The 13,817-nt window shown below is 71.8% G+C and carries 13 protein-coding genes; 3 read left to right on the top strand and 10 right to left on the bottom strand.

Annotated features, from left to right (window positions below):
* Nucleotides 1-2 precede the first annotated feature (2 nt).
* Entirely contained in the window at nucleotides 3-3,530 is a 3,528-nt protein-coding gene (smc, locus tag QM517_RS03375; RefSeq protein WP_283285213.1) for a chromosome segregation protein SMC, read from the bottom strand.
* Between the two features lie 466 nt (nucleotides 3,531-3,996).
* Here smc and QM517_RS03370 point away from each other — a divergent pair, with 466 nt between their 5' ends.
* Both QM517_RS03370 and QM517_RS03365 read left to right on the top strand, forming a co-directional pair.
* Nucleotides 3,997-4,266 (top strand): hypothetical protein, encoded by a 270-nt coding sequence (locus QM517_RS03370; protein WP_077051644.1) that lies wholly within the window; start codon nucleotides 3,997-3,999, stop codon nucleotides 4,264-4,266.
* 61 nt (nucleotides 4,267-4,327) lie between these two features.
* Nucleotides 4,328-5,410 carry a GNAT family N-acetyltransferase gene (locus QM517_RS03365; RefSeq protein WP_283285211.1) on the top strand — a complete coding sequence of 361 codons (1,083 nt, stop codon included), beginning with the start codon at nucleotides 4,328-4,330 and terminating at the stop codon, nucleotides 5,408-5,410.
* Between the two features lie 116 nt (nucleotides 5,411-5,526).
* Here the strand turns inward: QM517_RS03365 and QM517_RS03360 are convergent, their stop codons facing one another.
* From QM517_RS03360 to QM517_RS03325, 8 genes are all read right to left on the bottom strand, one after another.
* Nucleotides 5,527-6,522, bottom strand: a complete 996-nt coding sequence (locus QM517_RS03360) for an NAD-dependent epimerase/dehydratase family protein (protein WP_283285209.1) — start codon at nucleotides 6,520-6,522, stop codon at nucleotides 5,527-5,529.
* Between the two features lie 33 nt (nucleotides 6,523-6,555).
* The gene (locus QM517_RS03355; protein WP_278101833.1) at nucleotides 6,556-6,993 is read right to left on the bottom strand and encodes a MerR family transcriptional regulator; all 438 of its coding nucleotides are present in this window, start codon (nucleotides 6,991-6,993) and stop codon (nucleotides 6,556-6,558) included.
* A gap of 50 nt (nucleotides 6,994-7,043) precedes the next feature.
* Nucleotides 7,044-7,934, bottom strand: a complete 891-nt coding sequence (gene mutM / locus QM517_RS03350) for a bifunctional DNA-formamidopyrimidine glycosylase/DNA-(apurinic or apyrimidinic site) lyase (protein WP_283285206.1) — start codon at nucleotides 7,932-7,934, stop codon at nucleotides 7,044-7,046.
* A complete protein-coding gene (gene rnc, locus QM517_RS03345) occupies nucleotides 7,927-8,607 on the bottom strand; it encodes a ribonuclease III (RefSeq protein ID WP_077051649.1) in 681 nt (226 codons plus the stop codon). The genes mutM and rnc overlap by 8 nt, the downstream gene beginning before the upstream one ends.
* Nucleotides 8,608-8,617: 10 nt before the next feature.
* A complete protein-coding gene (gene rpmF / locus QM517_RS03340; protein WP_019179169.1) occupies nucleotides 8,618-8,827 on the bottom strand; it encodes a 50S ribosomal protein L32 in 210 nt (69 codons plus the stop codon).
* Between the two features lie 2 nt (nucleotides 8,828-8,829).
* Entirely contained in the window at nucleotides 8,830-9,324 is a 495-nt protein-coding gene (locus tag QM517_RS03335; RefSeq protein ID WP_303655396.1) for a YceD family protein, read from the bottom strand.
* Nucleotides 9,325-9,467: 143 nt separating this feature from the next.
* Nucleotides 9,468-9,965 (bottom strand): pantetheine-phosphate adenylyltransferase, encoded by a 498-nt coding sequence (gene coaD / locus QM517_RS03330; RefSeq protein ID WP_077051650.1) that lies wholly within the window; start codon nucleotides 9,963-9,965, stop codon nucleotides 9,468-9,470.
* A 16-nt stretch (nucleotides 9,966-9,981) separates the two neighbouring features.
* The gene (locus tag QM517_RS03325; RefSeq protein WP_283285195.1) at nucleotides 9,982-12,144 is read right to left on the bottom strand and encodes an ATP-dependent DNA helicase RecG; all 2,163 of its coding nucleotides are present in this window, start codon (nucleotides 12,142-12,144) and stop codon (nucleotides 9,982-9,984) included.
* Between the two features lie 49 nt (nucleotides 12,145-12,193).
* On the opposite strand from QM517_RS03325, the gene rsmD reads away from it, so the two are divergent.
* Entirely contained in the window at nucleotides 12,194-12,766 is a 573-nt protein-coding gene (rsmD, locus tag QM517_RS03320) for a 16S rRNA (guanine(966)-N(2))-methyltransferase RsmD (protein WP_283285193.1), read from the top strand.
* Nucleotides 12,767-12,807: 41 nt separating this feature from the next.
* Here the strand turns inward: rsmD and thiL are convergent, their stop codons facing one another.
* Nucleotides 12,808-13,800, bottom strand: a complete 993-nt coding sequence (gene thiL, locus QM517_RS03315) for a thiamine-phosphate kinase (RefSeq protein WP_283285191.1) — start codon at nucleotides 13,798-13,800, stop codon at nucleotides 12,808-12,810.
* Between the last annotated feature and the right edge of the window lie 17 nt (nucleotides 13,801-13,817).

Raw genomic sequence — 13,817 nt, 5'->3', positions numbered from 1 at the left:
CTTCAGCTTACGGGGGCGGGTTCCGCCGCCGCGCGGGCGCGGTCGCCGACGCGCTGACCGACGACGGCCGACACGCCGTCCTGGCGCATCGACACGCCGTACAGCGCGTCCGCGATCTCCATCGTGCGCTTCTGGTGCGTGATGACGATGAGCTGGCTGCTCTCGCGCAGCTTCTCGAACACACCGAGGAGGCGACCGAGGTTGGCGTCGTCGAGCGCCGCCTCGACCTCGTCCAGGATGTAGAACGGGCTCGGGCGCGCCGTGAAGATCGCCGTGAGGAACGCCACGGCCGCGAGCGACCGCTCCCCACCGGACAGGAGCGAGAGTCGCTCGATCTTCTTGCCCACCGGACGCACGGCCACCTCGATGCCGGTCGTCAGGGGGTTGTCCGGATCCGTGAGCGAGATGCTGCCCGCTCCGCCGGGGAAGAGGATCGGGAAGATCTCCCCGAATGCGGCGCGGGTGTCCTCGAACGCGGCGACGAAGATCGTCTGCATCCGCTCGTCGAGGTCGCCGATGATCGTCTGCAGATCGGCCCGGGTCTGCTGCAGGTCGGCGAGCTGCTCGGTGAGGAACGCGTGGCGCTGCTCGAGCGCAGCGAACTCCTCGAGCGCGAGGGGGTTCACGCGGCCGAGCTGAGCGAGCTTGCGCTCGGCATCCTGCAGCCGGCGCTTCTGCAAACCGCGTTCGAACGGCTCGGTCGCCTCGCCCTCTCCGGTGGGGACGGGCTGATCCGGGCCGTATTCCGAAACGAGAATGTCTTCCTCGAGCGACAGCTCCGAGTGCACGCGTTCGAGGAGGCTCGTGACATGGAGCCGCTTCTCGTGCATCTGCAGCTCGAGTCCGTGCACGCTCTCGGTGAGTCGCGCGAGTCGCTCGCGGACCGCGGTGTCTTCGGCCCGGGCGCGGGCGAGATCGGCGGTGACGGCCGAGCGCGCGGACTCCGCGGCGGCGAGGTCGACGCGCGCCTGGCTGACCGATCGATCGACCGAGTCGAGGAGCGCCGGCAGCGCTCCGGCCACCTCCGCCGCAATCTCGCGCTGCGCGCGACGGATGACGGCGCGTCGCGCAGCAGCCGCAGCGGCGGCACGTTCGCGTTCGCGCTGCTGCTCGAGCTGCACGATGCGCGCCTCCCCCGCCCGCACGCGTTCGCGCAGTGTCTCGATGTCGAGCCGCGCCCGCATCTCGCCCTCTCGGGCCGTCTCGAGGTCGGCGAGCATCCCCTCACGGGCGGACGCATCGAGGAGCGGGCGCGGCGCTTCGAGCGCGCGAGCAAGCGTCTCGTCGGCGACGCGGGCCTTCTCCTCGGCGTCGGCGACCGCGGCCTCGGCCTGCGCGAGTCCGGCCTCGAGACGCTCGCATTCGGCGACCGCGGCCTCGTGCCGCACCGTGACGCGGTTCAGCCTCTCCGCGTGGGCCGCGAGAGCGGCGTCGTGCGCGCGGAGGGTCGTGAGCGCCTCTTTCGTTCGCGCTCTGACGTCGGTGAGCTTCTGCTGTGCCTCGGCGAGGGCCTCGCGGAGCGAGTCGGCGATCACGGTGATCTCGGCGAGGCGATCCGCCGCCGCGTCGCGCTCGGCGGCGAGCTCGAGGCGCGAACGCCCGCCACCGGATCCCGCCCGCAGCGTCCGCGCGGTCATCACGGCCCCGTCGCGCGTCACGACGACCGTGCCCGCCGGTGCGGACTCGAGGTCGGCGCGTGCCGACTCCGCGGCCGCGAGATCGTCGACGATGACGACGCCGGACAGGATGCCGCGCACCCCCGCCGGCGCGGAGACGACGTCGATCGCCCGCACGCCCCCGCGGATCGTCGCGCCCTCGCCCGCGTCCGGGGCGTCCGCGATCGCGATCTCGACGACGCCCAGGTCGCCCTCGCGCGCGGCGCGGGCCGCCGCGAAAGCAGCGGCACCGTCATCGACGAGAAGACCCTCGGCGAGGGAGCCGAGCGCCGCGGCGATGGCGGCTTCGTAGCCCGCGGTGACCTTGACGGAATCACCGACGAGTCCGCGGATGCCGGCGGCTCCGCTCGCGACGAGATCCGCCGCCGCGTTCCGGACGTCCAGCGCACGGCCGAGCGCCGTGGTCTGGGCCGTGAGGGCGTCCCGCTCGCGCTCGGCGGCGTGCAGGCGTTCGCGCAGGCCCGCGACCTCCGACTCGGTGTCGTTCGTCTCGCGCTGGGCTCGCTCGTACGCCGCGGCGTGCTCGGCGCTGGACTCCTCGGGCGTCACGTCGGGATCGAGCCCCGCCCAGGCTTCCTCGGCCTCGGCGAGGCGCTCGCGCGCGGCATCCAGCGCGCGCTGCTGCCGCTCGACGGCTCCCCGCACTGCGGCGAGGCCGGACGCCGCGGCATCGGCGGAGCCGCGCAACGCGGCGATCTTCATGTCGTGCTCGGAGACCAGCGCGCTCTGGGCCGCGATGTCGGCGTCGAGGGCGTCGAGCTCCGCGCGCGCCCGCGCGACACCGCGCGCAGCCTCGGCAGCGGCATCCTGAGCATCTCCGAGGCCGCCGGCGATCTCATCGATCTCGCTGCGCAAGTCGTCGATCATCGACTGCGTCACCGTGGGCACCGCCGCGGAGGCGTCCCCCTCGTCGTCGGCGAGCAGCGTCAGGCGCTGCCCGGCGAGCGTGTAGAGCCCGCGCAGGCGTTCCTGCACCTGCTCGAGCGAGAAGGCGACGCGTCGGGCCCGGTCGACCGCCTCGGAGCGCTGCTCCTCCTCGAGCCGCTCGACTTTCAGTCGGATGCCGTCCGCCTGGTCCTGCAGCATGAGCCGCTCGGTGTGGCGTTCGCTCTCGGCCGCGGCCGCGTCGGCGAGCTGGCGGCGCAGCTGCACGAGCTCGTCCGCGAAGAGGCGCGCCTTGGCATCACGGACGACGGCGGCGATGGTGGCCGCCTCGCGTGCGATCTCGGCCTGCTTGCCCAGCGGCTTCAGCTGCCGCCGCAACTCCCCCGCGAGGTCGCTCAGCCGGGTGAGGTTGGTCTCCATCGCCTCGAGCTTGCGGACGGTCTTCTCTTTGCGGCGCCGGTGCTTGAGGATCCCGGCGGCCTCCTCGATGAAGCCGCGCCGTTCCTCGGCCGAGGCCTGCAGGACGGTGTCCAGGCGCCCCTGCCCGATGATCACGTGCATCTCGCGCCCGAGACCGGAGTCGCTCAGCAGCTCCTGCACGTCCAGCAGGCGACACGTCTGTCCGTTGATCGCGTACTCGCTGGCGCCGTTGCGGAACAGCGTGCGGCTGATCGTCACCTCGCTGTACTCGATCGGTAGAGCGCCGTCGGCGTTGTCGATCGTCAACTGCACCTCGGCACGTCCGAGCGGTCCGCGCGTGGAGGTGCCGGCGAAGATGACGTCCTCCATCTTCCCGCCGCGGAGGGTCTTGGCGCCCTGCTCCCCCATGACCCAGGCGAGGGCGTCCACGACGTTGGACTTGCCCGACCCGTTCGGACCCACGATGCAGGTGACACCGGGTTCCAGCGCGAACGTCGTCGACTGCGCGAAGGACTTGAAGCCCTTGAGCGTGACGCTCTTGAGGTGCATGCGGATGCGCCTTCCCGACCGGTGAACTTCCGCCTCACGCTACCCGACGACCCGCGGAATCCTGCGGTGGCTGGCCGATCGGCCCCTCTCCCGACGCGCCCGGACGGCTACCGTTTCTGAGTCTTCGCTTGACATCGGCTGAGCGTCCCGGCTAGCGTCGGGGGTCGCAACCGACTGAGAAAGGAGGTCACTCCCATGATTCGCAACACCACCGGCTTCTTCGCCACCGGCTTCACCGCCGCTCCCGTGCTTTCCGCACCGCTGCGCGGAGTGACCACCGCTGTCGGCATGCCTGTTCGTCAGGCGTAGCCGCGCCGCGTCGAGACGACTCTTCGTCTCCGCTCCCGCCGCACCCCCGTCCGATCTTCGGATGCCGTGCGCCCGGGTCGTCCGCGACCCTCCCGCCACCTGCCGCCTTCCGTCGGCCGTGGCCCCTTCGCTCTCCCTTCCTCATCGGAGCCTCCGCATGAACACCTCGCTCACGCGCGCGCCGCAGCACACGGCATCCGCGTTGTCCCTTCCCGTCGTCGAGACCACGGCCCAGCACCGCCTCGGATTCCTCGACCGTCTCTCCCTCCGCCTCGGCCTGTGGCTGCTGACGCGCGCCGCGGCACGCGCCGCCCCGCTCGCGCACCGCACGGAGCGCGGCGACCTCGCGCACCGCGCCGCTCTCGAGCGGGGCCGGCGCGAGACCCACTGGCAGCGGCAGGCGCTTCTCTCGCGTCCGCCGCTGTGATCCGGCGGGGCCGGTACCCCCGGCCCCGCCCCTTCCCTCTCCTTCCACCGAAAGTTCCGACATGAGCACCCTCCCGGCCGGCCTCGAGCTGCGCCCCCTCCGCATCCCGGCATCCATCGACTCCCCTGACGCCGCCGACTTCCGCGAGATGTCGCGCGTGCGCAATCTCGTCTACCGCGAGATCGCGGGCCACGACGACCACGCCATGCCCGCCGACGAGCTTCTGCCCGTCTACCGTCCGACCGCTGCGCAGATCCGGCTCGTCTGGATCGCGCTGTGGGACGGCGAGGTCGTGGGCCGTGTCGGACTCGACCTCCCCCAGGAGGACGGCGCGCGCACCGGCTTCTGGCTCATCGAGCTGCGACGCAGCGCGTGGGGTCGCGGCATCGGGCGCGCCGCGCACGACCTCATCGAGCGCACGGCGCGGGAGCACGGACGGACGATCCTGCAGTCCTGGGCCGAGCACCCGGCCACGGACGGTCCGCACCTGGACGCGCCGACCGGGTTCGGTCGGATCCCCCTCGACCGTGCCGCGCAGTTCTACCTCGACGCGGGATACACCCTCGAGCAGATCGTGCGGCAGAGCCGTCTCGACCTCGCGGGCGCGGAGCCGCACCTGCGGGCACTCCTGACGGAGGCGGAGGCGGCGGCCTCGGGGTACCGCGTGATCCAGTGGACGCTTCCGACTCCCCCCGAGTTCGTGGACGCCTTCGCGTACATGAAGTCGCGCATGATCACGGACGCGCCCGCCGCCGGTCTCGACTACGACGAGGAGATCTGGGATGCCGCCCGGGTGGCCGAGTGGGAGCGCACCTACTCCGACGCCGACCGGCACCTCCTCGTCACCGTCGCACAGCACGTCGATTCGGGGGAACTCGCCGCCTTCAACGAGCTCGTCGTCGGCAAGGACCGCACCGCGGTGACCCACCAGGAGGACACCCTGGTCGTGGCATCCCACCGGGGACACCGTCTCGGGATGTTGGTGAAGTGCGCCGGCCTCCTCGCCTGGCGCGAGGCCGTCCCGGAGTCGCCCCGCGTGATGACGTACAACGCGGAAGAGAACCGCCCCATGCTCTCGATCAACGAGACGATCGGGTTCGCCCCGATCGCCTACGAGGGCGCGTGGCAGAAGGTGCTCGGCTGACCCGGCCGCGGGCCCAGGAGCGCCGAGACGGCATCCGCCTGACGTCTTCCCCGCAGCGTGCAGTGGGTTCGTCAGGCGGATGCAGTCTCGCGGCCCGGCAGCGGGCGCGACGCGGGTCAGCCCCGGCGGAGCATTCCGCGCTCGCGCATGTCGTCCAGTGTCTCGAAGATGGTGGTCTCCGCCGGGCGCGGGGTGAAGCCGAGTTCCGCCTTCGCGCGTTCGTTGTGAATCACGAGCGGCGGCAGCTCGTCGCCCGGCACCTCCTCCGTCGGCGCGGCCGCGGCCAGATCTCCCAGGTGCTCCCGGAGCAGGGATGCCACGCCCAACCACGAGATCGTCGGCCCGTCAGCGAGCAGGAGGTACCGCTTGCCAGCCGCGTCCGGCGTGCCCATCGCGGCCAGGTGCGCCGCCGAGACGTCCCGGACGTCCGCGATACCGAACCGCTGCCGCGGCGCGAGCGGCATGTGCCCGTCGAGCATCGCGAGGAACGCCTGCAGCGACGAACGCGGGTCTGCGGTCAGAGTCGGTCCGGCGATCCACGTCGGGTTGAGCACGACGAGCTCGAGCCCCTTCCCCTCTCGTTCGACGAAGTCCCACGCGGCACGCTCGGCGAGGGTCTTCGATCGCGGGTAGTCCGGCAAGCCGGCCGCGTCCGGGTCGGTCCAGTCGTCCTCGTCGTACTCCCGCTCGCCCTCGGCGTTCAACGGCTTCGGCGAGTACCCGACGGCCGCGAACGATGAGGTCAGCACGACCCGTCGGATTCCGGCATCCCGAGCGGCGCGGACCACTCGCAGCGCGCCGTCGCGCGCGGGAGCCAGGAGGTTCGCGTCCTCCGTGGCGAGGGTCATCGGGGATGCCAGGTGGTAGATGCCCGCGACCCCGGCGACCGCGGCATCCCATCCGGCATCCTCGGTCAGGGTGGCGAGGGAGAGTTCGAGGCCCGTGTCGTCTGCCCCGGCGCGGCGGACGGCCGCGCGGAGCGCCGGCTCCGCGTCGAGGGAGCGGACGACGGCGCGCACGCGCGTGCCCCGCTGGAGAAGGTCGGCGACGACGCGGGTTCCGAGGTATCCGGAAGCGCCGGTCACCAGGACGGTGTCAGAAGAGGTGTTCATGAGCCGAGTCGAACAGCCCTCCAGCGCTGGAGGTCAAGCCCGGATCAGCATCTCGATCTCGGGGTAGATCTCGTGGACGCGCGCCTGGGCCTCCGCTTCCGCGGTGGCATCGCCGCGGTCGCGGGCGTCCCACAGGTCCGCCTTGCGACGCAGATAATCGAGGTGCACGCGCAGAGTCGCCCTCTCGATCTCCACTCGCTCGGCATGGCGCAGGAGGATGTCGCGCTGCTCGGCCGCGGCGGCGTTCCCCCGCGCGCGATTCGCCTGGTACGCGCGCATGTCCTCGATCCCGACGCCCATCGCTCGAAGACACGCGAGCACCTGGAGGTCGTCGAGGTCGCGCTCGCGATACCGCCGGTGACCGCTGCTCGCATCGCGCGCGATCGGGCCGATGAGCCCGACGTCCTCGTAATACCGGAGCGTGGGCACGCTGAGCCCGGACCGACGTGCGGCCTGCTGAATGGTGAGCATCGACATGTCGCTAGCTCAGCACACCTCAGGCACTTGAGGTCAAGCAGTGCTCAGCGCACGCGCTGGCACCGCGGGCAGAAGTGGCTCGAGCGGTTCATGAAGCTCACCCGCACGATCGGGCGACCGCAGCGCGGGCACGGCTGACCGGTGCGACCGTACGCGTTGAGCGAATGGGCGAAATACCCCGCTTGACCGTTGACGTTGACGTACTGCGCGTCGAAGCTCGTGCCGCCCTCGGCGAGAGCCTTTTCGAGCACCGCACGTACTTCGGCCAGCAGGCGGTTCACCGAGCGGGTCGGAAGATCGGAGCCGGGCGTCTCGGGATGGATGCGCGCGGCCCACAGCGATTCGTCGGCGTAGATGTTGCCGATGCCGCTCGCCACGGTCTGATCGAGGAGCACGCGCTTGATCCCCGACGACGTGCGCCCGAGACGCGCGCGGAACCGCGCCTCGGAGAACGCCGGATCGAGCGGGTCGCGGGCGATGTGGGCGACCTGCGTGGGGACGCGCGGCAGTGCCGAGCCGCGGCCGCCGGCTGCGGCATCCGGCGTGTCGACCAGCTCATCGAGGGCGAGCGACCCGAACGTGCGCTGGTCGGCGAAGACCACCGACAGCGCCCCGTGCGCGGGGTGCTCGAGCTCGATGCGGATGCGTTCGTGCCGCTCCTCGGGCGCGCCGGGCACACGGAGCAGCATCTGGCCGCTCATGCCGAGGTGCGTCACGATCGCCTCGTCGTCGCCGACCGGCATCCACAGGAACTTGCCCCGGCGGACGGCACCCACGATACGGCGACCGGTGAGCTCGGCCTCGAAGTGGTCGGGCGAACCGGAGTGACGGGTGAGGGCGCGGGCGTCCCGCACGTCGACCGAGGCGACGAGCGCCCCCGTCACCGCGGGCTCGAGGCCGGCGCGGACGACCTCGACCTCGGGCAGCTCAGGCACGGGCGTCGAGCTCGCGCCACGCCGCGAGGGCCGCGGCCATCTCGGCCTGCTTCTTGCTCGACCCATGGCCCTGGGTGGCGACGTCGCCGACCGTCACCGTGGCGGTGAAGCGCCGATCGTGGTCGGGACCGGCCGCCTCCACGGAGTAGACCGGGGCGGACAGCGACTGGCGCGCGGCGATCTCCTGCAGGCTCGTCTTCGGATCCATCGCGGCGCCGTACCGATCCGGGTCGGCGAGCAGCGGCTCGACCAGACGCAGCACGAGCTCGGTCGCCGCATCCGGGCCGGCGGAGAGGTACGTCGCGCCGATGACCGCCTCCATCGTGTCGGCCAGGATCGAATCCTTGTCACGGCCGCCCGTGAGGATCTCGCCCCGGCCGAGCCGCACATGATCGCCGAGGCCGATGGCGCGCGCCACCTCCGCCAGTGCGACGGTCGACACGACGCTCGCCCGGCGCTTGGCGAGGCTGCCCTCGTCGAGATCCGGATGCCGCGTGTACAGGCGGACCGTCACGGCCTGCCCGAGCACCGAGTCGCCGAGGAACTCGAGGCGCTCGTTGTGAGGGATGGCGCCGTTCTCGTACGCGAACGAGCGATGGGTCAGCGCAAGAGAAAGAAGCTCGGGGTCGATGTCGACCCCGAGCTTCTCGATGAGCGCAGATGTACGCGTCACCGGACGTTGATCAGACGTCGGCGACCTTGCGGCCCTTGTACTCGAGGAAGAGCTCGGTGCCCTGCGAGTCGGTGACGACCTTCGCCTGGTGGGGGCGGCTGTAGACGACCTTGCCGTTCTCGATGGTCTTGACCAGCGTGGGGGCTTCGGCCTTCCACTGCGCGCGACGCGAGCGGGTGTTGGAGCGGGAGACCTTCCGCTTCGGGGGGTTACCTGCCATGACTAGCTCTTCTCTGTCTTGGGGGCGGCGCTGAGCGCATCGCCGTCGTCTGGGGTGTACTGCTGGAGCGCCGCCCACCGGGAATCGACGGGCGTCTGCTCCGTGTCGCCGGCGCTCTCCGTCAGCTTCTCACCCGTGACCGGGTCGAGCCCGAGGCAATCCGGCTGACACACCGGCTGGAACGGAAGCGACAGGACGATGGCATCCCGGACCAGATTTTCAAGATCCACGTGGTCGTCTTGAACTTCGAAGTCGTTCGCTTCATCCCCAGGATACGCGAAAAGTTCCTGGAACTCGACTTCGACAGGCTCGGTGATGTCGGTGAGGCAGCGTCCGCAGACGCCGGAGGCCGTGGCGTAGACGGTTCCGGAGACCAGGATGCCCTCGTGGACGGACTCCAGACGCACGTCGATCTCCAGCGGCTCGGCCGCGGGGACGCCGACGAGACCCTCTCCCCACTTCTCGGGGGCGGGGATCTCGAGCTCGTGCTCGCGCATCTCGCCCGGGTGGCGCACGATGTCGCGCACGGGGAGCTGGAAGGGTCCGGGGCGGTGGGTTCTCACGGTCGTCCATGCTACCCGGGCGCCCCTGGGCGCGGGCCGCACGGCATCGCGGGCGCCTCACCCCGCGCCCGTGGGCGTCAGAGGCCGCGCGCGCCGGTGTCGAGGAAGCGGGCGACCGACGCGGGGACGTACGGCGAAACGTCTCCACCGAGTGCGGCCACCTGACGCACCAGCGAGCTCGACACGAGCGCGTGGGAGGGATCGGGCAGCAGGAACACGGTCTCGACGTGGGCGAGGTCGCGGTTCACGATCGCCATCGGGGTCTCGTACGCGACGTCGACCTGCGACCGGATGCCCTTGACCAGCACCTGCGCGCCCACATCGGTGGCGTAGTCGACGAGGAGCCCCATGCTCCACGCGGCGACGATGACATCGCCCTCGATGCCTTCCTCCTGGATGGACTGCTCGAGCAGGGCCTGCCGTTGAGCGATGGGCAGCATCGCCTCTTTGCCCGGGTTGTGGACGACGAGCACGTGCAGCTGATCGAACAGGCCCGCCGCGCGGCGGATCACGTCGAGGTGCCCCCGCGTCGGGGGGTCGAAGGAACCGGGTACGACGGCGATCCGCGGACTCATGCCGCCAGCCTACCGATCACGACTTGGCCAGGGCCGCGCGTTCCTCGACGCCGACACGTCGCTCGAGAGCCGCCGCGAGCCCCGGGTGCCGGACCAGGGCCGGGTCGTCGGCGAGCACCGTCTCGGCGACCGCACGCGCTTCCACGATCAGCTCGGCGTCGGTGACGACGCGCAGGAGACGCAGCGACGAGCGCACGCCCGACTGCGCGCCGCCGAGCACGTCGCCCTCTCCGCGCAGCTCGAGATCGACCTCGGCGAGTTCGAAGCCGTCCAGGGTGCGGGCGACCGCTTCGACGCGCGACCGCGACGACGTGCCCGGCGCCGCCTCCGTCGCGAGCAGGCACAGTCCTGGCAGACCACCACGACCGACGCGTCCACGCAACTGGTGCAGCTGCGAGACGCCGAAGCGATCCGCTTCGAGGATGACCATCGTCGACGCGTTCGGCACGTCGACCCCGACCTCGATGACGGTGGTCGCGACCAGGACGTCGATGTCGCCGCGCGCGAACGCCTGCATCACGGCATCCTTCTCGTCGGCGTGCATCTTGCCGTGCAGGATCTCGACCCGGATGTCGGCGAACGCCGGGAGCGTGTCGAGCAGCGCTCGAACCTGGACGACGCCCCAGCGGGTACGCGCGTCGGCAGGCCCCTCGGCCGGTTCGTCGCCGACCTCGTCGGAGGTGAGCTTCTCGGCGTCGATCGCGGCGCACACGACGAACACCTGGTGCGTCTTCGCCACCTCTTCGGCGACGCGGTCCCACACCCGCGCGAACCAGCCCGGCTTCTCGGCGAGGGGCGCGACGAAGGTCTGAATGCCGGCACGCCCGGCCGGCATCGTGCGAATCGTGGAGACATCCAGGTCGCCGAACACCGTCATCGCGACCGTGCGAGGAATGGGGGTCGCCGTCAGCACGAGCGTGTGCGGGGAATCACCCTTGGCTCGGAGCGCTTCGCGCTGGTCGACCCCGAAGCGATGCTGCTCGTCGACCACCACGAAGCCGAGGTCGGCGAACGTCGTCGTGGAACTGAGGAGGGCATGGGTGCCGACCACGATCCGGGCCTGACCGGATGCCACCCGCAGGGCGGCGCGACGACGCTCGGCCGCCGGGAGCTGACCCGTGAGCAGTGTCGGCATCAGCTCGGGCGCGAGGTGCGGGCCGAGCATCTTCGCGATCGAGCGGACGTGCTGGGCGGCGAGCACCTCGGTCGGGGCGATGAGCGCCGATTGGCCGCCGGATTCGGCCACCTGCAGCATCGCCCGGAGGGCCACGAGGGTCTTTCCCGAACCGACCTCGCCCTGGACCAGCCGGTTCATCGGCCAGTCGCCCACGAGGTCGTCGGCGATCCGGGCCCCGACCGTCTCCTGATCGGGCGTGAGCGCGAAGGGCAGGGACGCGTCGAAGCGTTCGAGCAGCCCACCCGGGGCCGCGGGACGCTTCGTCGCCGACAGGGCACGGACGAACTGACGCTGCTGCAGCAGCGCGGTCTGCAGGACGAACGCCTCCTGCATGCGCAGGGTCTCGACCGCCGGCGGGATCTCGTCGTCGTGGTACGGCCGATGGATGTGTTCGAGCGCGGTCCGGGCGCCGACGAGGCCGCGGCGCTCGCGCAGATCGTCGGGCAGCGGATCGTCCACGGCACCGAGGCCGTCGAGCACGAGGGCGATCGTCTTCTGCACGAGCGGGCTCGGCACCGTGCTGGTGGCGGGATAGATCGGGATGGGGCGCTTGGCGTTTACCTCGGCCTCGGCGCGGGCCTCCTCGAGGTCGTCGAAGAGCGAGTAGTCGGGGTGGGTCAACTGCGTCTGGCGGCGGTACTCCCCCACCTTCCCCGAGAAGATGCCGCGCCGACCCGGCGTCAGATCCTTCAGACGCCACGACTGGTTGAAGAACGTGAGCGACAGGCGGCCGTCGCCGTCGCTGATGATGACCTCCAGCAGCGATCCCCGGCGGTTCTGCATCCGCCGTTCGGTCGCGCTGACGACTTCGGCCACGATCGTGACCGGCTCGCCGAGCGGCAGCGACGCGATGGGGGTGAGCTCTCCGCGCCGCGCGTAGCGTCGCGGATAGTGCTCGAGGAGTTCCCCGACGGTCTTCATGCCGAACGCGCGCTCGAACGCCGCGGCGGTCTTGCCGCCCACGGCGCCGTCGAGTCGGGACGACAGCGAGAGACCGGGCATGCACCGAGTCTAGGCACGGCCCCGGACACGCGGTTTGTAGGCTGAGAGGGTGACCCGCATCATCTCCGGCCGCGCGGGCGGCACGGTCCTCGACGTCCCGCCCAAGGGCACGCGGCCCACGAGCGACCGTGTCCGCGAGTCGCTCTTCGGCGCCCTCGATTCCGCGGACCTCGTCGACGGTGCGCGCGTGCTCGACCTCTACGCGGGCTCGGGCGCGCTGGGGCTCGAGAGCCTCAGCCGCGGTGCCCTCTCCGCCGATCTCGTCGAACTGTCCGCTCCCGCGGCGGCGCTCATCCGTAAGAACGCGGAACGGCTGCGCGGCGCCGGCGTGAGCGGCACGGCCCGGGTGCACCGCGCGAACGCCGCGACCTACCTGGAGACCTCCTCCGCCGAGTGGGACCTCGTCTTCCTCGACCCCCCGTACGACGTCTCGGACGACGAGATCGCCCGGGTCCTCGCCGGGGTCGCCCCGCGACTGAGCGTCGATGCCGTGGTCATCGTCGAACGGGCGAAGCGTTCCCCGGCCCCGGACTGGGTGCCCGCCGGCCTCGAGGCCGATCGCCACCGCACCTACGGCGACACGACGCTGTGGTGGGGGCGCCCCGCGCTTCCGCGGGCGTGAGTCGCCGCTCCCGCGCGCGTGAGTCGCCGGTGCCGCACCGGTCAGCCGCGGCCGGCGTCCCAATCGCGGTAGGGGTCCCATCCGGTGCGGCCGGTCCACGGGTGGCCGTCGACCGTCACGGCGACCTCGCCACGGGCGACGACCGTACCGACACGCCGCCCCGGGCCGACGGTCCCCGCGGGGTAGGTCACGAGGAAGCCGTGGTCTTCTCCCCCGCCGAGCGCCCGCGCGAGGTCGCTCCCCAGCGCACCCGCGTCGAACGCGATCGTCACCCCGGACGCGTCGGCCAGGCGCTCGGCATCCAGGGCCAGTCCGTCGGAGACGTCCATCATGGCGGTGGCTCCCGCGTCCGCGGCGCGCAGCGCGTCGGGGATCGGCGGACGCGGGCGCAGCTGCCGGTCCAGACCTTCCGCGTCCTCGGCGCCGAGTGAGGCCCGCGCCTCGGGAGTCACCGGGATCGGCGCACCGGCCGCATCGACGAAGCGGGTGAAGAGCACGTCGAGGCCCCGGCCGGCCAGGCCCAGATCGCCGATGACGTGCACGGCATCCCCCGCCCGCGCTCCGGATCGGCGCACCGGTTCGCGGCCGTCGAGACTCCCCAGTGCGGTGACGGCGATCGTCAGCGTGTCCGAGACGGTGAGGTCGCCGCCCTCCACCGCACAGCCCGGCGCGAGCTCGGCGCACGCCTGCGCGAGACCGTCCGCCAGCCCGCGGACGAACGACAGCGGGGTGCTGTCCGGCATCGCGAGCGCCACGAGCAGCGCGATGGGCCGGGCGCCCATCGCGGCGACGTCGGCGAGGTTCACCGCGGCCGACTTGTACCCGAGGTCGACCGCCGACGACCAGGCCAACCGGAAGTCCGGACCGTGCACGAGCGTGTCGGTCGTGGCGACGACACGGCCGTCGGGAACGGCCAGAACCGCCGCATCGTCACCGGGGCCCACGGGCGCGGTCGAGGCGGGCAGGCGGTTCAGGATGCCGCGGAGCACCTGCCCCTCGGACAGCTCCCCCACGGTGGTCTCGGCGTCGGTCACCCTCCCACGCTATTAGC

Source organism: Microbacterium sp. IEGM 1404, assembly GCF_030056775.1.
Lineage (GTDB): Bacteria > Actinomycetota > Actinomycetes > Actinomycetales > Microbacteriaceae > Microbacterium.
The sequence above is the reverse complement of the archived record's forward strand: the minus strand, read 5'-3'. Positions and strand labels throughout refer to the sequence as shown.